Raw genomic sequence first — 19,484 nt, forward strand, 5'->3', positions numbered from 1 at the left:
TCAATGACAAGAAAACAGGAACGCAATCTGCTGGTGGGCCTGGATATCGGCACCTCGAAGGTCGTGGCGATTGTGGGTGAGATGCAGGCGGGCGGCGATGTCGAGGTGATCGGCATCGGTTCGCACCGCTCGCGGGGCCTGAAAAAGGGCGTCGTGGTCAATATCGAGTCCACGGTCCAGTCCATCCAGCGTGCGGTGGAGGAGGCCGAGCTCATGGCCGGTTGCCAGATCCACTCGGTCTATGTGGGCATCGCCGGCAGCCATGTGCGCTCGCTCAACTCCCACGGCATCGTCGCCATCAAGGACCGTGAGGTGACCCGCAGCGATGTCGAGCGGGTCCTCGACGCGGCGCGGGCCGTGGCCATTCCCGCGGATCAGGAGATCCTCCACACCCTGCCGCAGGAGTACATCATCGACAGCCAGGAAGGCGTCCGGGAACCGGTGGGGATGTCCGGTGTGCGCCTCGAGGCCAAGGTCCACATGGTGACCGGTGCGGTCAGCGCCGCCCAGAACATCGTCAAGTGCATCCGGCGCTGCGGGCTTGAGGTGGACGATGTGATCCTCGAGCAGCTGGCGTCGAGCCACGCCGTGCTGACCGAGGACGAAAAGGAACTGGGCGTCTGTCTGGTGGACATCGGCGGCGGCACCACCGACATCGCGGTATTCACCGATGGCGCCATCCGTCATACCGCGGTGATTCCCATTGCCGGCGACCAGGTCACCAACGACATTGCGGTGGCGCTGCGCACGCCCACCCAGCACGCCGAGGACATCAAGATGCGCTACGCCTGCGCGCTGTCCCAGCTTGCGACCAGTAACGAGACCATCGAGGTGGCCTCGGTGGGAGATCGCCCGCCGCGGCGGCTGTCCCGCCAGACCCTTGCCGAGGTCGTCGAGCCCCGCTACGAGGAGCTCATGACGTTGGTCCAGGCGGAACTCCGGCGGAGTGGGTTCGAGGATCTGATTGCCGCCGGCGTCGTGCTGACCGGCGGCAGCTCGAAGATGGAAGGCGCGGTGGATCTCGCTGAGGAGGTCTTCCACACCCCGGTGCGTCTGGGGCTACCGCAACACATGACGGGGCTGACGGATGTCGTCCGCAACCCCATCTACTCCACGGGCGTCGGTCTGCTGCATGGCGGCTGGCAACACCGTGACGAATCGCGTCCGGAACTCTCAGCCGGCGGAGCCCAGGGCTTCACGGCGGTATGGGGCCGGATGAGGGACTGGTTCAAGGGAAATTTCTGATTCATCGACGGAGGGTGAAGCAATGTTCGAGTTAATGGATAGCTACAACCAGAATGCGGTCATCAAGGTCGTCGGCGTCGGCGGTGGCGGCGGCAACGCCGTGCAGCACATGGTGGCCGCCGATGTGGACGGGGTGGATTTCATCTGCGCCAACACCGATGCCCAGGCACTGCGTAACAGCTCGGCCCGGACCACGCTGCAGTTGGGTCAGGGCATCACCAAGGGGCTGGGCGCCGGGGCCCATCCGCAGGTCGGCCGCGAGGCCGCCGATCACGACCGGGAGCGGATCGCCGAGGTGCTGGAAGGCGCCGACATGGTGTTCATCACCGCCGGCATGGGCGGCGGGACCGGCACCGGGGCGGCGCCGGTGGTGGCGCAGATCGCCCGCGAAATGGGCGTGCTGACGGTGGCCGTGGTCACCAAGCCGTTCCCGTTCGAGGGCAAGAAGCGCATGAGCGTGGCCGAGGAGGGGATCCGCGAGCTCGAGCGTGAGGTCGACTCGCTGATCACCATCCCCAACGAAAAGCTGCTTGCGGTGCTGGGTCAGGAGCTGACGCTGCTGAACGCGTTCAAGTCGGCCAACGATGTCCTGCTCGGGGCCGTCAAGGGCATTGCCGAGCTCATCACACGCCCCGGCCTGATCAACGTCGACTTCGCTGACGTGCGCACGGTGATGTCCGAGATGGGCATGGCGGTGATGGGATCCGGTGAGTCCAGCGGCGAGGGCCGGGCGCGCGAGGCCGCGGAACGGGCCATTGCCTGCCCGCTGCTCGAGGATGCCAATATCGCCGGCGCCAATGGCGTGCTGGTGAATGTGACCGCGGGGCTGGACCTGTCCATCGGCGAGTTCGATGAAGTGGGTAATGCCGTCAAGGAGTTTGCCTCGGACGAGGCGACCGTCGTGGTGGGCACCGTGATCGATCCCGAGCTCGAGGGCGAGATCCGGGTCACGGTGGTGGCGACCGGTCTGGCCGCTGATCGCCCGGCGCAGGAGCCCGAGGCGGCGCCGGCCGCACGGCTGGTTCCGCGTAAGGCGGCGAGTGGTGATCCGGCCAGCGAGACCCCCGAACGGCCGGCCGCCCGTCAGTGGAGTGCCAACGGCAGCAATGCCGCCGCAGCGGGTAGCGACATGGAATACCTGGATATTCCGGCGTTTCTCCGCCGCCAGGCCGACTGACCGAGCCTGCCGGGTGGGCCGGGTTTCTGCTATGCTGCAACGCTAATTTGCCGCGCACTTTTCTGGACAGGGTTGATGATTCGACAACGCACGCTCAAAAACAGCATCCGGGCGACCGGTGTCGGGCTCCACACGGGGGAGAAGGTCTACCTGACCCTGCGCCCGGCACCGGCCAATACCGGTATCCGCTTCTGTCGGATCGACCTTGACCCGGTCGTCGAGATTGCCGCCGATCCGGAGAATGTGGCCGATACCGTGCTCTCGACCTGTCTGAGCCGGGATGGCGTGCGGGTTGCCACGGTCGAGCATCTGCTCTCGGCCATGGCGGGGCTGGGCATCGACAATGCCTACATCGACCTCTCGGCACCGGAAGTGCCGATCATGGACGGCAGTGCCGGGCCCTTCGTGTTTCTGATCCGCTCGGCCGGGACCCTCGAGCAGGCCGCTCCCAAGCGGTTCGTGCGCATCACCCGCCCGCTGACCATCGAGGAGCCGGACGGCAAGCGCGTCAGTTTCGCGCCTCATGACGGCTTCAAGGTGAGTTACACCCTCGAGTTCGATCACCCGGTGTTCCGGGCCGGCGAGCGCACGGCCGAGGTCGACTTCTCATCCACCTCGTTCGTCAAGGAGGTCAGCCGCGCCCGTACCTTCGGCTTCATGCGCGATATCGAGTACCTGCGCCAGAACAACCTCGCGCTGGGGGGCAGTCTCGACAATGCCATCGTGGTCGATGACTACCGGGTGCTCAACGAGGATGGCCTGCGGTACCAGAATGAGTTCGCCAAGCATAAGATCCTGGATGCCATCGGCGATCTCTATCAGCTCAACCGCAGCCTGATCGGCGCCTTTCACGGCTACAAGTCGGGCCACGAGCTCAACAATCGACTGCTGCGCAAGCTGCTGGTCGAACGCGATGCCTGGGAAGAGGTGACCTTCGAGGGCGACGAGGTGGCGCCGATCACCTACGATCAGCCGCTACCCGTCACCTGAGGCGCCGCGACGGCGTGAGGCCAGGCGTCGCAGCGACTCGGCGAGACGCTCGTCGTCCATGCCGCGGGCGGCGGATTCCAGGTGCCGGGCCGTCTCATCGCTCAGGGTGGCACTCCGACGCCGCGGCGGTCTCGCCGGGGGAGGTGTGGCCAGGCGGATCTGCAGTCGGGCCGGCCGCACCCCCAGGGATTCGCCGGCCGTAGCCAGCAGCGCCGATTGATAGGCGCGCAGCGGCGTCGCCCATGCCGAGCTCTCGGCGGTCACGATCAGCGCATCGGTGGACAGGGCGGCGACCTGCCAGTGGCCGTGCAGGCGCCCGGGCAGGGCGCCGTTGAGTGTGCGCGTCGCCCGCTCGAGCAGGGCGGTCTGGCGCCGGATGGCCTTCATGTCGCTGCTCGATCGCCGCATGATTCCCTGTAGGCGGCCGGGGCCGCCGGCCCTGCGCTCGCTCATCGCCGACTCCTGATTTTCCCGCGTCCGATGCGCTATAGTGATGCGTTCATTCTAAAGCGCATTGGATCGGCATGCTCAGCGGAATCGCAAAAAAGGTCCTTGGCACTCGCAACGACCGTCTGGTCAAACGGCTGCGTCGCCAGGTCACCCGCATCAACGCCCTGGAACCGACCATGCAGGCATTGTCGGACGATGCGCTGCAGGGCATGACGGACAGTCTGCGTGAGCGGCTGAATGGCGGCGAGCGCCTGGACAGTCTCCTGCCCGAGGCCTTTGCGGTGGTCCGGGAAGCGGCCCAGCGGGTCCTCGGCCTGCGCCATTTCGACGTCCAGCTCATCGGTGGCATCGTCCTGCATCAGGGCCGCATCGCCGAGATGAAGACCGGTGAAGGCAAGACCCTGGTGGCCACCCTCGCGGCCTACCTCAACGCCCTGTCCGGTGAGGGTGTGCACATCATCACCGTCAATGATTATCTCGCGCGGCGTGATGCCGAGTGGATGGGGCGGCTCTACCGCTTCCTCGGCCTGGAGGTGGGCGTCGTCGTGCCCGGCATGGAGGGCGAGACCAAGCGCGCCGCCTATCAGGCCGATATCACCTACGGCACGAACAACGAGTTCGGCTTCGACTATCTGCGCGACAACATGGCGCTTCGGGCCGAGGATCAGATGCAGCGCGGCCGGCATTTCGCCATCGTCGACGAGGTCGACTCGATCCTTATCGACGAAGCGCGCACGCCACTCATCATCTCCGGTAAGGCCGAGCAGTCCAGCGACCTGTACGTGAGCATGAACCGGATCGTGCCGGCGCTCGAAGCTCAGGAAGAGGAAGACGGCCCGGGGGATTACTACCTCGACGAGAAGGCCCGTCAGGCCTTTCTGACCGAGTCGGGCCAGGAGCGGGCCGAGGCCCTGCTGCAGGAGGCCGGCCTGCTGAACGAGGGTGAAAGCCTATACGACGCCCGCAACATCGTCATGGTCCATCACCTCAATGCCGCATTGCGCGCTCAGGTGCTGTTCCAGCGCGATGTCCACTATCTGGTCCGGGATGGTCAGATCGTCATCGTCGACGAGTTCACCGGCCGGGCCATGCCCGGGCGGCGCTGGTCCGAGGGGCTGCACCAGGCCATTGAGGCCAAGGAAGGCGTCGAGATCCAGGCCGAAAACCAGACCCTCGCCTCGATTACGTTCCAGAACTTCTTCCGCCTCTACGACAAGCTCTCCGGGATGACCGGTACGGCCGATACCGAGGCGTACGAGTTCCAGCACATCTATGGCTTGGAGGTGGCGGTCATCCCGACGCATCGGCCCATGGTGCGCAAGGATCATCACGACCTGGTGTTCCTCAACCAGGATGATAAATACCAGGCGATCGTTGACGACATCAAGGACTGCAACGCGGGGGGCCAGCCGGTGCTGGTGGGCACGACCTCCATCGAGAGCTCGGAGCTGATCTCCGGCGCCCTGCGCAAGGCGGACATCGCCCACGAGGTGCTCAACGCCAAGGAAAACGAGCGCGAGGCCGGCATCATTGCCGAGGCCGGTCAGCCGGGCGCCGTGACCATCGCGACCAACATGGCCGGTCGTGGCACCGACATCGTGCTGGGCGGCAATCTGGATGTTGAGCTGGCCGAGCTCGGCGCCGAGGCCGACGAGTCGCAGCGCGAGGCACTGCGGCGTGACTGGCAGGCCCGCCATGATCGGGTCATCGAGGCCGGCGGCCTGCATGTGATCGGCACCGAGCGCCATGAGTCACGGCGCATCGACAACCAGCTGCGGGGTCGCTCCGGTCGTCAGGGCGATCCGGGATCGACGCGCTTTTTCCTGTCACTGGATGACAGCCTGCTGCGGATCTTTGCCTCGGAGCGGGTCTCCGGGATGATGCAGCGCCTGGGTATGCAGGAAGGCGAGGCCATCGAGAGCGGCATGGTCTCGCGGGTGATCGAGAACGCCCAGCGCAAGGTCGAAGCGCACAACTTCGACATGCGCAAGCACCTGCTCGAGTTCGACGATGTGGCCAACGACCAGCGCAGCGTCGTCTATGCCCAGCGCAATGAGCTGTTGGTCTCCGATGATATTTCCGGAACCATCGTCGACATGCAGAACGATGTCCTCTCGGAGCTGCTCGATACGCACATGCCGCCGGGCACCATTGATGATCAGTGGGATATTCCGGCCCTCGAGGAGGCCCTGCAGGGCCAGTTCGGCGTGACGCTGCCGGTGGCGCAGTGGCTGGAGGAAGAGGACGAGCTGGATCGTGAGGGCGTGCTCGAGCGGTTGCAGCAGGCGGTCGTCGAGCGCTATAGCGAAAAGGAAGAAGCGGTGAAGGCCATTGGCGTGAATATGCGCGAGGTCGAGAAAAGCTTTCTCCTGCAGGTCCTCGACAACCAGTGGAAAGAGCATCTGGCCGCCATGGACTTCATGCGCCAGGGTATCGGGCTCCGCGGAATGGCGCAGCGCAATCCCAAGCAGGAGTTCAAGAAAGAAGCCTTCCAGATGTTCCAGGAGATGCTCGACGGCATCAAGCGCGAGACGATCCGCATTCTGTTCAACGTCAACGTGCGCAGCCCCGAAGATGCCGAGGCGGCGGACAGCCAGCGGGAGGCGGAGCGTGCCCGGGCCATGCAGTTCGAGCATGCCCAGGCGAGTGCCCTGCAGGGTGCCGGTACGGCGCCGGCGGCGGCTGCCGATGAGGGCGGGGCGGACGCGGATCGCCAGCCCTTCGTGCGCGGTGAGCGCAAGGTCGGTCGCAACGAGGCCTGCCCCTGCGGTTCGGGCAAGAAGTACAAGCACTGCCACGGCCGGCTGTAGCGGGAGACATCCACGATGGCCGTTGCCCAGTCCGAGTTACCGCGCCTGCATCCCGTCGCCGGGGTTCAGCTGGGCGTGGCCGAGGCCGGCGTCCGCAAGGCCGGCGCCAATGATCTGGTGGTGATGGCACTGCAGCCCGGTACCCGGGTGGCCGGGGTCTTCACCCGCAATCTGTTCCGCGCCGCGCCGGTGCGACTCGCTGAAAGCAACCTGCGTGATGACCAGCCGCGTTACCTGCTGATCAATACCGGGAATGCCAATGCCGGCACGGGCCCGGCCGGCGATCAGGCCGCTCGACAGAACTGCGCCGCCTTGGCCGGGTACGCCGGCTGCCGCGCGAGTCAGGTCATTCCGTTTTCCACCGGCGTCATTGGCGAGCCCCTGCCCGCGGCGCGCATCGATGCCGCCCTGCCCGCCGCGCTCGAGGGTCTGCAGCCCGATCATTGGGCGCTGGCCGCCGATGCCATACGCACCACCGACACGCGTCCCAAGGGACGCAGTCAGCGGCTTGCCCTGAGCGGTGGCGAGGTTACGCTCACCGGCATTGCCAAGGGGTCGGGGATGATCCGGCCGGACATGGCGACCATGCTCGCGTATGTCGCCACGGATGCGCAGATCTCCACTGCGGCGCTGCGCCAGCTTCTGCGCGGGGCGGTGGCGGTCAGCTTCAACCGCATCACCGTTGACGGTGATACATCCACCAACGATGCCTGCATGTTGATGGCCACGGGTGCCAGTGGGGTGGCCCTGGAGGCGGACAGCGACCGCCAGCTGTTTGCCGAGGCCCTGACCGACCTGTGTACCGCACTGGCGCGGGAGATCGTCGCCGACGGCGAGGGAGCGACACGGGATGCGGCGATTCAGGTGACCGGTGCACGGAGTATTGGCGAGGCTGAGCGGGTCGCCTTCAGCGTCGCCGAATCGCCGCTGTTCAAGACCGCACTGTTCGCCGCCGATCCCAACTGGGGCCGGATCCTGGCCGCCGTGGGGCGTGCCGGGGTGGAGGATATGGACGTCGACCGCGTCCGCATCGCCATCGATGACTGCCCCATTGTCGCCGCCGGCGGGTTGAGTCCGGACTACGACGAGGCGCTGGCCGCCCGTCGCATGGCGGCCGACCATGTCCCGGTGGTCATCGATCTGGACCGCGGCGGGCAGGCCGCGACGGTCTGGACCTGTGACTTCTCCTATGACTACGTCCGCATCAATGCCGAGTACCGCAGCTGACCGCACCCGGCTGTCGGTGGCGGTGGGCGTGATCCGCGACCATCGGGGCCGGATCCTGATCAGCCGGCGCGCCGCCCATCGCCATCAGGGCGAGCGCTGGGAGTTTCCCGGTGGCAAGGTCGATGCCGGCGAGTCGGTGGAGGCGGCGCTGGCCCGTGAACTCGATGAGGAGCTGGGTATTCAGGTGCTGGACACCGAACCCCTCATTGAGATCGCCCATGACTATGCCGATCGTCGGGTGCGGCTGCAGGTCCGCGCGGTGGAGTGGCGCGGTACGCCGACCGGCCGCGAAGGCCAGCCCCTGCGCTGGCTGGCCCCCGAAGCCCTCGAGCCGGCCGAGTTTCCGGTGGCCAACCGGCCCATCATCACTGCGCTTCAGTTGCCCCGCCATTACGTGATCAGCCGCGACTGTCACGATCCGGCCGAGTGGTTGATGGCACTCGACCGGACACTGGCGGCGGGTGCCACCATGATCGCATTCCGCGTCCGCCTGGACGCAGCGGCAAGGCGCGACCTCGCGCGGGAGGCGCTGGCACGCTGCCGGGCCGCGGGCGCGTCGCTGATGATCAACGGGACCGCCGCCGAGGTTCGTGAGATCGGGGCTGCCGGACTGCACATGAATGCCGCTCAGCTGGCCGCCTGCCCATCCCGGCCACTGCCCGCGGACTATCGCGTGGCGGCCTCATGCCACAGCCCCGAGGCGCTCCGGCAGGCCGCGGCATGCGGTGCGGACTTCGCCGTTCTCAGCCCGGTCCAGCCCACCGCGAGTCATCCCGATGCGGCGCCACTTGGCTGGGACAGGTTCGCGCAGTGGGTGGCGGACGCGACGCTGCCCGTGTACGCGCTTGGCGGCCTGCGGCCCGGTGATGCGGCGATCGCCCGGGCCCGCGGGGGGCAGGGCGCCGCCGGTATTTCGGGGTGGTGGGGTCAGGCGTCGGCGTCTTCGTCGTCACCATCCGGCATGGCGGGCTCGCCCGGGATCTGATGGCGCTCGTCGAGCCAGTCGCCCAGATCGATCATCCGGCAGCGACGCGAACAGAACGGCCGATAGGTGGATTCCGCCGTCCAGGCGACCGGCCTGCCGCACTGCGGGCAGGAAACGCTGGGGGGTGTGTCAGATTGCACAGCGCTCAAGGATGAATGAGACATCGTCGTTCACCTGCTGAGGACGTTCGCCCTGCACGGGCTGTTCGAGGAAACGGATGTTGCAGAAGTGCCGGCTGCCGCTGACCTCGGGATAGCACTGGGTCGAGCGTGGCAGCCGCACCCGAAGCATCTGATAGGGCGTCGCACGGTCCAGACTCGCCTGGAAACTACCGCTGTCGGCGACCTCGTCCACCGGATCGGCGCTTTCGCGCAGCAGCCGCAGCACCAGCGCCGTGCCCTGGTCCATGAGTCGGAACGCGCCGTGCCACTGTTCGAGCAGGTCCCGACGCTGGGCGCTGTCGCTCTCGAGCCATAGGTGGTAGCCGGGTAGATCGAAGGCGCAGGTCCCGCCCGGTACGCCGGCGCGCTGTTCGATGCTGGTCAGGAACTCATTGTTGCGGACGATGGCCGGGATGCCGGTGGGCGCTTCCCGCAGTTCGGTGGCAACATCCCGGCACTCGGCCAGTACCGGCTCGAGCCGGCGTTCATCCACTTCGGGACGGGCCTGCAGCTTCTCGAGACTGGCGAGAATGCGTTCAAGCTCTTTCTGCAGCTCCGAGCGGACATCACTGCGGGTGAGCAGCGCGGTAATGTCGAGCAGGGCGTCCACGGCGGCACGCGTATGCCAGGGGCTGTCGCCGGAGCGCCCGAACCGCAGGTTCTTGAACAGAAATTCCAGCCGCAGGAACGTGCGCATCCGCTCGTTGAGCGGATACTCATAGATCATCAAATCCGTGCCGCTGCTGGTGGTGTCCACGCCTGCCCCCTGTTATTGGTGATTGATTGTCACCCAGAAGCTCGGCCTGCACAAAACCACCCGGTCAGACCGCATTGCCCGCCTGCCGGCAATACTGCGCATGCAGGGTGGCCACCCGGGTGTCCAGGGCGGCGGGATCGGCGTCGTTTTGAATGACATCATCAGCGATGGCAAGCCGGGCGTCGCGGGACGCCTGACTGGCAAGAATGCGCTCGGCTTCGGCGCGGGATGTGTCGTCGCGCGCCATGAGGCGCTCGCGCTGCTGCGCCGGCGGTGCATCAACCACCAGGACCCGGTCCATGAGATCGGTCCATCCGGCTTCGACAAGCAACGGCACGACGAGCATGGCATAGGGCGCCTGAACGGCTGCCAGCGCCCGGGCGACGGCCCGGCGGATCCGTGGATGGGTGATTGCCTCAAGGTCGCGCCGGGCGTCGGGATCGGCGAATATCCGTGCCCGCAGGGCGCCCCGATCGAGCTGGCCATCGGTATCGATGACGGCGTCGCCAAAGCGCTCGCGCACCGCCTTCAGCCCGTCGGTGCCGGGTTCGACCACCGCCCGGGCGAGGACATCGGTGTCGATGACGGCGGCACCCTGCGCCTCGAAGCGCCGGCTGACGGCGGTCTTGCCGCTGGCAATCCCCCCGGTCAGTCCAACGACCAGATTCGGGCGGTGGTTCTGGGTGGGCTGTGTCGCTTCCATGGCGACAGTCTAATCCCTCAACGGCGTTGATGGCTGCTCTCAGATGACCGATCCGAGCTGGAAGACCGGCAGGTAGAGCGCCAGCACCAGCCCCCCGACCAGAAGCCCGAGGAAGCTCATGATGAGCGGCTCGAGGGTACTGCCCAGCGTGTCCACGCCCTGGCGCACCTCAGCGTCGCGGCGATCGGCAATGCGCTCGAGCACTGCGGGCAGACGACCGGCGGCTTCACCGGTGGCGATCATCCGCGTGGTGGTGGCGGCAAAGCAGCGTGTGCGCTCGATGGCAAAGGCCAGGGAACGCCCATCCCGCAGGTCTTCGCCCATGCGTCGGACCGCCCGCTTGTAAGGCCGGGTGCCGAGGGTATCGGCAACCGTCGGCAGGGCCTCGGCCAATGGAGCGCCGGCCTCCATGAGCAGGGCCAGGGTGCGGGCGAAGCGGACGGTTTCGGCGCCGGCGATGAGGCCGCCGGTGACTGGCATCGCGAGCTTGATCCGGTCGCCGACTTCGCGGACGGCGGGGTAGCGGCGTGTCAGTGCCAGCACCGCCGGTACGGCGCCCAGTGCCGCCAACAGCGCCGGCCAGCCGTTACCGCGCAGCCAGTCCGAGAGCCCGATCACCTGACGGGTAAAGCCCGGCAGCTCGGCGCCGAACCCGTTGAAAAGGGACTCGAACCGCGGCACGACGAACATCAACAGCGCTGTGCTGACCGCCAGTGCCACGAGCAGCACGATGCCGGGGTAGAGCATGGCGTGGCGCAACCGATGACGCAGGGCTTCGGCACGTTCGCGATCACTGGCGATCCGCTCGAGCAATGTGTCCAGTTGTCCCGACTGCTCGCCGGCGCGGACCAGGCCGCAGATCAGCGGATCGAAATGCCGGGGATGGTCCGCCAGCGCGATCGACAGCGGTGTGCCGGCGGCGATGGCTTCGCGAAGCGCGTCGGCCAGGCGTCGCAGCCCGGCATGCTTTTCCTCGCGGGCGATGAGTGTGACCGCATCGATGAGCGGCACACCGGCGCGGCTCAGTGTGGCCAGCTGGCGCAGCAGGGCATTGATCTGGCGGTCATTGGCTTGTGGCGTCTGTGACACGAACAGGCGCTCGAGCCCGGCTGGAATGCGCACGGATCCGCCCAGCGCCAGCCCGCGCGTGCCGAGCCAGCGGCGCAGCTGTTCGACGTCGCCGGCAGGCGTGAAGCCGCCGCGCCGACGACCATCAATATCCCGCCCATGCCATAAAAATGCCCTTACCCTGCCCATCAGCGGGTGACCCGATCGATCTCGCCGGCACTGGTGAGTCCCCGCGCGGCCTTGGCCCAGCCGGCATCCCGAAGGCTCCGTCGGGCGGCGGGCGCCGGCGGTGTCGAAAGCCCGGTGTCGGCATCCGCCTCGAGGAGTCCCTCGCTCAGCGCATCGGTCATGGGCAGGAGCTCGTGAATACCGATGCGGCCCTTGTAGCCGTGATGGCAGCGCGGGCAGCCGCCGGGCTCGTGGAATCCCGCCGGCGTAGTGGCGGGCCGCCGGCAGTGCGGGCAGAGCTGACGGATCAGCCGCTGGGCACTGATCAGGATGACCGATGCGGCGATACTCCAGCGCGGGATCCCCATGTTGATGAGCCGCGTGATCGCCCCGGCCGCATTATTCGTGTGCAGGGTCGAGAGCACGAGATGCCCGGTCTGGGCGGCCTTGATGGCGATTTCGGCGGTCTCGCGGTCGCGGATCTCGCCCACCATCATGACGTCCGGATCCTGGCGCAGGAACGCCCGCAGCAGATGCGGAAAGTCGAGTCCGATGCGGTGGTTGACGCCGATCTGATTGACGCCGGGGAGTTTGATCTCGACCGGGTCCTCGACGCTGAGGATGTTGCGGGTGCTCTGGTTGAGCTGTTGCAGGGCGCTGTACAGCGTCACCGTTTTCCCCGAGCCGGTGGGCCCGGTGACGAGGATCATGCCATGGGGGCGTTCGATGGCCGCCCGGTAGACCGCGATCTGATCGGGCTCCATACCCAGGCTCTCGAGGTCGAGCGATGTCGCGGTGGCGTCAAGCAGCCGCAGCACGAGCTTTTCGCCAAACAGCGTCGGCACGGTGCTGACACGGAAATCGACGCCACCGGAATCGGTATCGAACCGCAGCCGGCCATCCTGGGGCAGGCGTCGTTCGGCGATATCCATGCGCGCCATGACCTTGATGCGGGCGGCGAGCCGGTCGGCCATGTCGCGCGGTGGTCGGGTGGCCTCCTGGAGGATGCCATCGTGGCGAAACCGCACGCGGCAGTGGGTTTCGAAGGGCTCGAGATGGATATCCGATGCCTGTTCGCGGATCGCGCGCCGCAGCAGCTCGTTGATATAGCGGATCACCGGGGTGTCATCCTCGCCATCCGCTGCCGGCGCATCGCGGACAGCTTCGGCGCGGGCGGCCGTGACCAGCTCGTCGGCAGCGCCGCTGACACCGCCGGTAAGGCGCCGGATGCTTGCCGTGAGGTGGTCATCATCGGCCAGCACCGGCGCCACCGGCAGACCGGCGTGAAATCGCAGCTCGTCCAGCGCCGCGGTATTGGCGGGGTCGGAGACCGCGATCTGCAGGACCCCGTCACGCCAGCGCAGGGGTAGCGCGTGATGGCGCTGGATGAGATCAGGGTCCACCCGGTCAAGCAGCTCGGGGACGGGTTCAAGGCCCTGCTCGGTGACCCGCTCGATACCGAATACCAACGATGCCGCCTCGGCGATGACGGCCGGCGCCAGCGCATCGCTATCCAGCAGCTGCTGGACCAGTGGCCGTCCGGATCGACGCGAGTCGGCGACCAGTCGGTCGGCGGTCTCAGGGGTCAGGGCGGCCCAGTCGACGAGCCGTCGAGCCAGGGCGGGACGCCGATCGGCGGATTCCATGGGGCCTCTCCCGAAGCGTCTGGGAGGGGCATGATCGAGGAACTGCGGCCCCGCGGACCGCGGACCGGATCACAGAATGCGGAATGGGCTGGGGAAAGTGGTCGGAGTAGCAGGATTCGAACCTACGACCTCTGCCTCCCGAAGGCAGCGCTCTACCAAGCTGAGCTATACTCCGACTGTCCGTCAGTAGTCGCGGCCGACGGCAAATGCGGCGAGACGACCGAGCGCTGTACGGAACGGGCTTTGCTCGAGCGCGTCAAGCGCCTCGATGGCCTGGTCGGCCTCCTGTTCCGCAAGCCTGCGAGTATAGGTAATCGAGCCGGTGCGCGCAATCGCCGCCACCACGGCATCGATATCCTCCCGGCCCCCGTTTTCAATCGCATCGCGGACGATGCCACGGTCATCGGCCCCGGCATTCGCCATGCAGTGGATCAGCGGCAGCGTCGGCTTACCCTCCGCCAGGTCATCGCCAATGTTCTTGCCAATGGTGGCGGCATCGCCGTCGTAGTCGAGGGCGTCATCGGCGAGCTGGAAGGCGATCCCCAGGTGATGGCCGTAGGCGGCGGCCGCCTGCAGTCGGGCGGTATCGGCGGGGTGGTTGATTTCGACCGCCAGCTGGCAGCCGGCCTCGAACAGCACCGCCGTCTTGCGATCGATCACCTGCTGGTAGCGCGCTTCGGTCACGTCGGGATCGTGGACGTGCATGAGCTGCATGACCTCGCCCTCGGCGATGCGATTGGTGGTACGCGAGAACAGCGACATCACCGCCATGTCGTCGAGCTCAACCATCATTTCAAAGGCGCGCGTATAGAGGAAATCCCCCACCAGCACACTCGCCTCGTTGCCCCATATCTGATTGGCCGTGTCGCGCCCACGTCGCACTGCGGACTCGTCGACCACGTCGTCGTGCAGCAGGGTCGCGGTGTGGATGAGCTCCAGCGTTGCGCCCAGTAGGGCGTGGCGGTGGTCATCAGCGGGGTGGCCGGCGGCACGCGCCATGAGGAGCGCGACCATCGGGCGCAGCCGCTTGCCGCCACCGCCGATGATGTACTGGCCGAGCTGGTTGATCAGGGCGACTTCTGACTGCAGCCGGTCCTGGATGATCCCGTCGACCGCGGACATGTCGTCCGCAACGGGGTTGCGTATGGCGGCGATCTCCATTCGGATGGCATCTCGAGAGAGGGTGGTGGGAGGATGCTAGGAAGGCCTGATGGGGGTGTCAAGCGCGCCGTGCCGGGCGCGTTGACCCCGGGGACGAATGCGACTATCCTCTCACGGTTTTGGAACAACCTTCTGGAGTCGGTCGGATGTACGCGGTAATCAAGTCGGGTGGCAAGCAGTATCGAGTCGCTGAGGGCGATCTCCTGCGGGTCGAGAAGATCAATGCCGAGGCCGGCGAGACCGTCAGTTTCGACGAGGTTCTGCTCGTGGCCGACGGGGACGACGTTAAAGTCGGGACGCCGCGCCTTGAAGGCGGCGCCGTATCGGCCGAGGTGGTGTCGCAGAGTCGGGCGCGCAAGATCGAGGTGGTCAAGTTCAAGCGCCGTCAGGACTATCAGCGTCATTACGGCCATCGTCAGCACTACACCGAAGTCCGTATCACCGGTATTCAGGCGGGCTAGTCAGCCCCCGGCAACGGAGAGATCAGCAATGGCACATAAAAAGGCAGGCGGCAGTACTCGCAACGGCCGTGATTCGCATTCCAAGCGGCTGGGCGTGAAGCGCTTCGGCGGTCAGGCGGTCAACGCCGGCAGCATCATCGTGCGCCAGCGTGGCACGCACTTCCATGCCGGGCAGAACGTGGGGATCGGCAATGACCACACCCTGTTCGCCAAGGTCGACGGCAATGTCGTGTTCGCGCGCAAGGGCCCGCTGAAACGCCGGGTCGTGAGCATTCAGCCGGCTGGCTGAGCGCGGCCGGCAGTCTGCCCGGATACGGCCCCGCCTCGTGCGGGGCTTTTTGATGGTGACGCCTGGGTAACCCATGAAATTCGTTGACGAAGCGAGCATACGCGTGACGGCCGGCGACGGCGGCAACGGCTGCGTCAGCTTTCGTCGCGAAAAATACGTCCCACGCGGGGGACCGGATGGCGGTGACGGTGGGCATGGCGGCAGCGTCTGGCTTGAGGCCGACTCCGGACTGAATACGCTGGCCGATTTCCGGCACTCGCGCCGGTTTGCCGCCGAACGGGGTCATGACGGCCAGGGGCGGCAGCGAACCGGCCGCTCCGGCGAGGACGTCACCGTCCCGGTCCCCGTCGGCACACTGGTCAAGGACCGGGAAACCGACGAGGTCATCGGCGATCTCACCGGCCATGGCAAACGCCTGTGCGTCGCCGAGGGCGGCCGCGGCGGTCTTGGCAACGTCCACTTCAAGAGCGCGACCAACCGCGCGCCGCGGCGGGCGATCCCCGGCACCGAGGGCGAGCGGCGGGAGCTGGCCCTTGAGCTGCAGCTGCTCGCGGATGTGGGCCTGCTGGGCCTGCCCAATGCCGGCAAGTCGACCCTGCTGCGGGCCATTTCCGCAGCCCGCCCGCGGGTGGCCGACTACCCGTTCACCACCCTGCACCCCGGTCTCGGCGTGGTCCGCATTGGACCGGGCAGCAGCTTTACCGTGGCAGATATCCCCGGTCTCATCGAGGGCGCAGCCCAGGGGGCGGGGCTCGGCACGCGGTTTCTGCGTCATCTCGCCCGAACCCGGCTGTTGCTGCATCTGGTGGATATCGCCGGTATCTACGAGGGCCGCGACCTGGCGGCGGATGTGCGTACCGTCGCCGACGAGTTGACCGCCTACGGACAGGACCTGGCCGAGCGCCCCCGCTGGCTGGTGGTCAACAAGGCCGACCTGTTCCCCGAGGAGGATCGCCCGGGTGTGGTGGCTTCGCTGCGTGAGTCGCTGGGCTGGGATGGCCCGCTGTATCTGATCTCGGCGGAAACCGGCTGGGGGACGAATGCCCTGTGCCAGGCGGTGATGCAGTCGCTGCAGGACGATGATGAGCCGGCCTGACCCGCAGCGCCGCCGTCGGTGGGTGATCAAGGTGGGCAGCGCGCTGGTCACCGACAACGGTCGTGGCCTGGATCATCACCGGATCCAGGACTGGGTTCGCCAGATTGTCGAGGCGCGTGCCCGGGGGATCGAGGTGGTGCTGGTCTCATCGGGCTCGATCGCCGAGGGTGTCCGGCGGCTCGGCTGGGATCAGCGCCCTGCCGCGCTGCACCAGCTGCAGGCGGCGGCGTCGGTGGGCCAGATGGGGCTGGTCCAGGCCTATGAAGGCGGGTTTCAGCGCTTTGACGTGCGCACCGCCCAGGTCCTGCTGACCCACGAAGACCTCGCCGATCGCAAGCGCTATCTCAACGCCCGGGTGACACTGCGCGCCCTGCTTGAGCTCGGTGTGGTGCCCGTGGTCAATGAGAACGACACCATCGCCACCGACGAGATCCGCTTTGGCGACAACGACACCCTCGCGGCCCTGGTGAGTAACCTGGTCGAGGCGGACGAGCTAGTGATCCTGACCGATCAGGCCGGTCTGTTCGACGCTGACCCCCGTGCGAATGCCGACGCACGGCTGATCGATCGGGCGGCGGCGGAGGATGAATCCCTCGAGCGCCTGTGCTCCGACGCTCCCGGGGTGCTTGGCAGTGGTGGCATGCGCACCAAGGTGGTTGCGGCCCGGCGGGCGGCGCGCGCCGGCGCGCTGACGCGGATCGCGTCCGGGCGTGCCGCGGATGTGTTGACGCGCATCGCCGCGGACGAATCGGTGGGTACACGCCTGGAACCGTCCCGCGAACCGCTTGTCGCCCGTAAGCAGTGGATTGCCGGGCAGCTTCAGGTACGTGGGCGGCTATGGTTGGATGCCGGCGCGGCCGCGGTGTTGCGTGGGCATGGCCGCAGCCTGCTGGCGGTGGGCGTCACGGCCGTGGAGGGGCGTTTTCGCCGCGGCGAGATGGTGGCCTGTCTGGACCCGGCGGGTCAGGAAGTCGCCCGTGGTCTGGTCAACTACGACGCACCGGCGGCCCGGCGGATCGCGGGTCAGCCGAGCAGCGCGATTGAATCGATTCTGGGCTATCTGGCCGAGCCGGAGCTCATTCACCGGGACAATCTGGTGCTGACCGACCCGGTGCGTCTGCCGCAATGACTAGCCGAGCTGCTTGATCTGCTGCGCCAGCCGGCTTTTGTGACGGGCGGCCTTGTTCTTGTGGATGACGCCCCGGGTGGCCATGCGGTCGAGCACCGGTACCGCAGCGGCGTAGGCGGCCTCGGCAGCGGCCTTGTCGCCCTTGGCAACGGCGCTGGTCACCTGCTTGAGCTTGCTGCGCATCATAGACCGGCGGGCCTGATTATGACGGCGCTGCTGTTCGGCCTGGCGGGCCCGTTTGCGGGCGGAGGCGATATTGGCCAACGTGCTACTCCTATTGAGTCTTTAGCGTGGGAAAAGAGCGGTAATATGCGAAGGCAGCGCCCGAATGTCAACTCATAATGCGATCAGGCCGGCAGCCAGGCTCTGGCAGTCGGTGATGACGTTCGGCAGCTGGACGCTGGTGTCGCGGGTCATGGGGCTGGCGCGGGACATTGTCCTGGGCGTCATTTTCGGGCCCTCCGCGGCGACGGACGCCTTTTTCGTGGCGTTCAAGATCCCCAATTTCCTGCGCCGGCTCTTCGCCGAGGGCGCCTTCCAGCAGGCCTTCGTCCCGGTCCTGGCCGACGCCCGCCAGCACGGCGGGGATGCCGCGGTGCGGCAGCTGCTCGGGCGTGTCAGCGGCTGTCTCGCGGTGATCCTGCTGGTCATGACGGGGCTCGCCATGCTGGGCTCGCCGGTGCTTGTGCGGGTGTTCGCGCCGGGGTTTGTCGATCAGCCCGACCAGCTCGCTCTGACTGCCGAAATGCTTCGGCTCACTTTTCCGTACCTGCTGTTGATCGCCCTGACCGCCGCCGCTGCGGCGGTGCTCAACACCTATCAGTCCTTCGGTCCGCCGGCATTCGCGCCGGTGCTGCTCAATCTGTGCCTGGTCGCGGCGGCCATTGGTGTGGCGCCACGCCTTGAGGTCGGGGTCATGGCCCTGGCCCTGGCGGTGCCGGTGGCCGGCGCCCTGCAGCTCGCGGTGCAGCTGCCTTTCCTGTGGCGACGCGGCGTACTGGCGGCGCCCTGGCCACGCTGGTCCGACCCGGGGGTGCGGCGGATCCTGCGCCTGATGGGGCCGACGCTTTTCAGTACGTCGGTCCAGCAGATCAACCTGCTGCTCGATACCATCCTGGCGTCATTCCTCGTCGTGGGCTCGATCAGCTGGCTCTACTGGTCGGACCGGCTCATGGAGTTTCCGCTGGGGGTATTCGGGATTGCGCTGGGCACGGTCATCCTGCCGCGGCTGTCGGCGCAGCATGCCGAAGCCAGTCCCGAGCGCTTCAATGCCACGCTGGACTGGGCGCTACGGCTGGCGTTGGTGATCATTGCACCGGCCACCCTGGGTCTGATCGCGCTGGCCTCGCCGCTGCTGGCCACCCTGTTCGGTTATGGCGAGTTCGGCGCCGCTGACGTCGAGGCCGCTCACTGGAGTTTGATGGCCTATGGCATCGGGCTTTTCGGCTTCGTACTGGTCAAGGTTCTGGTGCCCGGCTACTTCTCGCGTCAGGACACCCGCGGACCGGTCCGCTGCGCGGTCATCGCGATGGGCGTCAACATGGTCCTCAGCCTCTCGCTGGTGGCACTGCTGATCGGCACGGGGATCGCCCATGCCGGTCTGGCCCTGGCCACGGGCCTCGCGGCCTGGGTGAACGCCGCCCTGCTGCTGCGGGGCCTGCGCCGGCAGGGCATCTATCAACCCTTGCCCGGCTGGGGGCGGTTATCCCGGCGGGTGCTGGCGGCCCTGCTGGCGATGGCGTTCAGCCTGCAGGCCGCGGCCGGGGAGCCCGCCCTGTGGCTGGCCCTGGACGCCCCGTTGCGGATCGCCTGGCTGGCCGGCGTGATCGTGCTTGGCGCCGGGGTCTATGGACTGGTGCTATGGTTGCTCGGCGTGCGGCCGGGCGAGTTCCGCGAGCCACCGGCGTGAACATGGCTGGATGGCCACCGGCTCCCGTATACTACGGGTTGATCATGATCGG

General features: G+C 67.1%; 19 protein-coding genes and 1 tRNA gene. 11 read left to right on the forward strand and 9 right to left on the reverse strand.

Going from position 1 to position 19,484, the window contains the following annotated elements; all coding sequences use genetic code 11:
* The first annotated feature begins 3 nt into the window (after nt 1-3).
* The 3 genes from ftsA to lpxC all read left to right on the forward strand — a co-directional run bounded on the left by ftsA (nt 4) and on the right by lpxC (nt 3,412).
* Entirely contained in the window at nt 4-1,245 is a 1,242-nt protein-coding gene (gene ftsA / locus FPL11_RS07345) for a cell division protein FtsA (RefSeq protein ID WP_144348045.1), read from the forward strand.
* A gap of 22 nt (nt 1,246-1,267) precedes the next feature.
* Nucleotides 1,268-2,422, forward strand: coding sequence for a cell division protein FtsZ (ftsZ, locus tag FPL11_RS07350; protein ID WP_144348046.1), 1,155 nt, complete (start codon nt 1,268-1,270; stop codon nt 2,420-2,422).
* A gap of 75 nt (nt 2,423-2,497) precedes the next feature.
* Nucleotides 2,498-3,412 carry a UDP-3-O-acyl-N-acetylglucosamine deacetylase gene (lpxC, locus tag FPL11_RS07355; RefSeq protein ID WP_110882954.1) on the forward strand — a complete coding sequence of 305 codons (915 nt, stop codon included), beginning with the start codon at nt 2,498-2,500 and terminating at the stop codon, nt 3,410-3,412.
* Here lpxC and FPL11_RS07360 read toward each other — a convergent pair.
* Entirely contained in the window at nt 3,398-3,865 is a 468-nt protein-coding gene (locus FPL11_RS07360) for a DciA family protein (protein WP_144348047.1), read from the reverse strand. The two genes, lpxC and FPL11_RS07360, sit on opposite strands and share 15 nt — an antisense overlap.
* 71 nt (nt 3,866-3,936) lie before the next feature.
* On the opposite strand from FPL11_RS07360, the gene secA reads away from it, so the two are divergent.
* The 3 genes from secA to FPL11_RS07375 are packed head-to-tail and all read left to right on the forward strand — an operon-like array spanning nt 3,937 to nt 8,884.
* Nucleotides 3,937-6,672, forward strand: a complete 2,736-nt coding sequence (gene secA / locus FPL11_RS07365; protein WP_144348048.1) for a preprotein translocase subunit SecA — start codon at nt 3,937-3,939, stop codon at nt 6,670-6,672.
* A gap of 15 nt (nt 6,673-6,687) precedes the next feature.
* Nucleotides 6,688-7,899, forward strand: coding sequence for a bifunctional glutamate N-acetyltransferase/amino-acid acetyltransferase ArgJ (argJ, locus tag FPL11_RS07370; RefSeq protein WP_144348049.1), 1,212 nt, complete (start codon nt 6,688-6,690; stop codon nt 7,897-7,899).
* Nucleotides 7,880-8,884 carry a Nudix family hydrolase gene (locus FPL11_RS07375; protein WP_144348050.1) on the forward strand — a complete coding sequence of 335 codons (1,005 nt, stop codon included), beginning with the start codon at nt 7,880-7,882 and terminating at the stop codon, nt 8,882-8,884. The genes argJ and FPL11_RS07375 overlap by 20 nt, the downstream gene beginning before the upstream one ends.
* On the opposite strand, the gene yacG is transcribed toward FPL11_RS07375, so the two are convergent.
* The 7 genes from yacG to FPL11_RS07410 all read right to left on the reverse strand — a co-directional run bounded on the left by yacG (nt 8,827) and on the right by FPL11_RS07410 (nt 14,548).
* Nucleotides 8,827-9,024, reverse strand: a complete 198-nt coding sequence (gene yacG / locus FPL11_RS07380) for a DNA gyrase inhibitor YacG (protein ID WP_412549247.1) — start codon at nt 9,022-9,024, stop codon at nt 8,827-8,829. The two genes, FPL11_RS07375 and yacG, sit on opposite strands and share 58 nt — an antisense overlap.
* Entirely contained in the window at nt 9,014-9,802 is a 789-nt protein-coding gene (gene zapD, locus FPL11_RS07385; protein ID WP_235013469.1) for a cell division protein ZapD, read from the reverse strand. The genes yacG and zapD overlap by 11 nt, the downstream gene beginning before the upstream one ends.
* A gap of 64 nt (nt 9,803-9,866) precedes the next feature.
* Nucleotides 9,867-10,505: a dephospho-CoA kinase gene (gene coaE / locus FPL11_RS07390; RefSeq protein WP_144348052.1), complete on the reverse strand. Its 639-nt coding sequence runs from the start codon at nt 10,503-10,505 to the stop codon at nt 9,867-9,869.
* A gap of 39 nt (nt 10,506-10,544) precedes the next feature.
* Nucleotides 10,545-11,762 carry a type II secretion system F family protein gene (locus tag FPL11_RS07395; RefSeq protein ID WP_144348053.1) on the reverse strand — a complete coding sequence of 406 codons (1,218 nt, stop codon included), beginning with the start codon at nt 11,760-11,762 and terminating at the stop codon, nt 10,545-10,547.
* Nucleotides 11,762-13,387, reverse strand: coding sequence for a GspE/PulE family protein (locus tag FPL11_RS07400; protein ID WP_144348054.1), 1,626 nt, complete (start codon nt 13,385-13,387; stop codon nt 11,762-11,764). Before FPL11_RS07400 ends, FPL11_RS07395 begins: the two co-directional genes overlap by 1 nt.
* A gap of 98 nt (nt 13,388-13,485) precedes the next feature.
* Nucleotides 13,486-13,562: transfer RNA gene (locus tag FPL11_RS07405), tRNA-Pro, on the reverse strand.
* 8 nt (nt 13,563-13,570) lie between these two features.
* Entirely contained in the window at nt 13,571-14,548 is a 978-nt protein-coding gene (locus tag FPL11_RS07410; protein ID WP_144348055.1) for a polyprenyl synthetase family protein, read from the reverse strand.
* A 146-nt stretch (nt 14,549-14,694) separates the two neighbouring features.
* On the opposite strand from FPL11_RS07410, the gene rplU reads away from it, so the two are divergent.
* The 4 genes from rplU to proB all read left to right on the forward strand — a co-directional run bounded on the left by rplU (nt 14,695) and on the right by proB (nt 17,523).
* A complete protein-coding gene (gene rplU / locus FPL11_RS07415; RefSeq protein ID WP_144348056.1) occupies nt 14,695-15,009 on the forward strand; it encodes a 50S ribosomal protein L21 in 315 nt (104 codons plus the stop codon).
* 28 nt (nt 15,010-15,037) lie between these two features.
* Nucleotides 15,038-15,298, forward strand: coding sequence for a 50S ribosomal protein L27 (gene rpmA / locus FPL11_RS07420; protein ID WP_110882965.1), 261 nt, complete (start codon nt 15,038-15,040; stop codon nt 15,296-15,298).
* A 73-nt stretch (nt 15,299-15,371) separates the two neighbouring features.
* Nucleotides 15,372-16,394 carry an Obg family GTPase CgtA gene (cgtA, locus tag FPL11_RS07425; protein ID WP_144348057.1) on the forward strand — a complete coding sequence of 341 codons (1,023 nt, stop codon included), beginning with the start codon at nt 15,372-15,374 and terminating at the stop codon, nt 16,392-16,394.
* Nucleotides 16,378-17,523, forward strand: coding sequence for a glutamate 5-kinase (proB, locus tag FPL11_RS07430; RefSeq protein ID WP_144348058.1), 1,146 nt, complete (start codon nt 16,378-16,380; stop codon nt 17,521-17,523). Before cgtA ends, proB begins: the two co-directional genes overlap by 17 nt.
* On the opposite strand, the gene rpsT is transcribed toward proB, so the two are convergent.
* Nucleotides 17,524-17,787: a 30S ribosomal protein S20 gene (gene rpsT, locus FPL11_RS07435; RefSeq protein WP_110882968.1), complete on the reverse strand. Its 264-nt coding sequence runs from the start codon at nt 17,785-17,787 to the stop codon at nt 17,524-17,526. It abuts the gene before it with no gap.
* Between the two features lie 64 nt (nt 17,788-17,851).
* Between rpsT and murJ the strand changes: the two genes are divergently transcribed.
* Nucleotides 17,852-19,432 (forward strand): murein biosynthesis integral membrane protein MurJ, encoded by a 1,581-nt coding sequence (murJ, locus tag FPL11_RS07440; protein ID WP_144348059.1) that lies wholly within the window; start codon nt 17,852-17,854, stop codon nt 19,430-19,432.
* Nucleotides 19,433-19,484: the final 52 nt, after the last annotated feature.

This window comes from Spiribacter aquaticus (genome assembly GCF_007625215.1).
GTDB classification, from domain to species: domain Bacteria; phylum Pseudomonadota; class Gammaproteobacteria; order Nitrococcales; family Nitrococcaceae; genus Spiribacter; species Spiribacter roseus.

Coding starts and splice junctions, on each gene's coding strand:
- FPL11_RS07375 (WP_144348050.1), top strand. CDS start 7,880: ATGCCGAGTACCGCAGCTGACCGCACCCGGCTGTCGGTGGCGGTGGGC.
- murJ (WP_144348059.1), top strand. CDS start 17,852: ATGTCAACTCATAATGCGATCAGGCCGGCAGCCAGGCTCTGGCAGTCG.
- ftsZ (WP_144348046.1), top strand. CDS start 1,268: ATGTTCGAGTTAATGGATAGCTACAACCAGAATGCGGTCATCAAGGTC.
- FPL11_RS07395 (WP_144348053.1), bottom strand. CDS start 11,762: ATGGGCAGGGTAAGGGCATTTTTATGGCATGGGCGGGATATTGATGGT.
- FPL11_RS07400 (WP_144348054.1), bottom strand. CDS start 13,387: ATGGAATCCGCCGATCGGCGTCCCGCCCTGGCTCGACGGCTCGTCGAC.
- coaE (WP_144348052.1), bottom strand. CDS start 10,505: ATGGAAGCGACACAGCCCACCCAGAACCACCGCCCGAATCTGGTCGTT.
- rpmA (WP_110882965.1), top strand. CDS start 15,038: ATGGCACATAAAAAGGCAGGCGGCAGTACTCGCAACGGCCGTGATTCG.
- ftsA (WP_144348045.1), top strand. CDS start 4: ATGACAAGAAAACAGGAACGCAATCTGCTGGTGGGCCTGGATATCGGC.
- proB (WP_144348058.1), top strand. CDS start 16,378: ATGATGAGCCGGCCTGACCCGCAGCGCCGCCGTCGGTGGGTGATCAAG.
- FPL11_RS07360 (WP_144348047.1), bottom strand. CDS start 3,865: ATGAGCGAGCGCAGGGCCGGCGGCCCCGGCCGCCTACAGGGAATCATG.
- cgtA (WP_144348057.1), top strand. CDS start 15,372: ATGAAATTCGTTGACGAAGCGAGCATACGCGTGACGGCCGGCGACGGC.
- secA (WP_144348048.1), top strand. CDS start 3,937: ATGCTCAGCGGAATCGCAAAAAAGGTCCTTGGCACTCGCAACGACCGT.
- rplU (WP_144348056.1), top strand. CDS start 14,695: ATGTACGCGGTAATCAAGTCGGGTGGCAAGCAGTATCGAGTCGCTGAG.
- FPL11_RS07410 (WP_144348055.1), bottom strand. CDS start 14,548: ATGGAGATCGCCGCCATACGCAACCCCGTTGCGGACGACATGTCCGCG.
- argJ (WP_144348049.1), top strand. CDS start 6,688: ATGGCCGTTGCCCAGTCCGAGTTACCGCGCCTGCATCCCGTCGCCGGG.
- lpxC (WP_110882954.1), top strand. CDS start 2,498: ATGATTCGACAACGCACGCTCAAAAACAGCATCCGGGCGACCGGTGTC.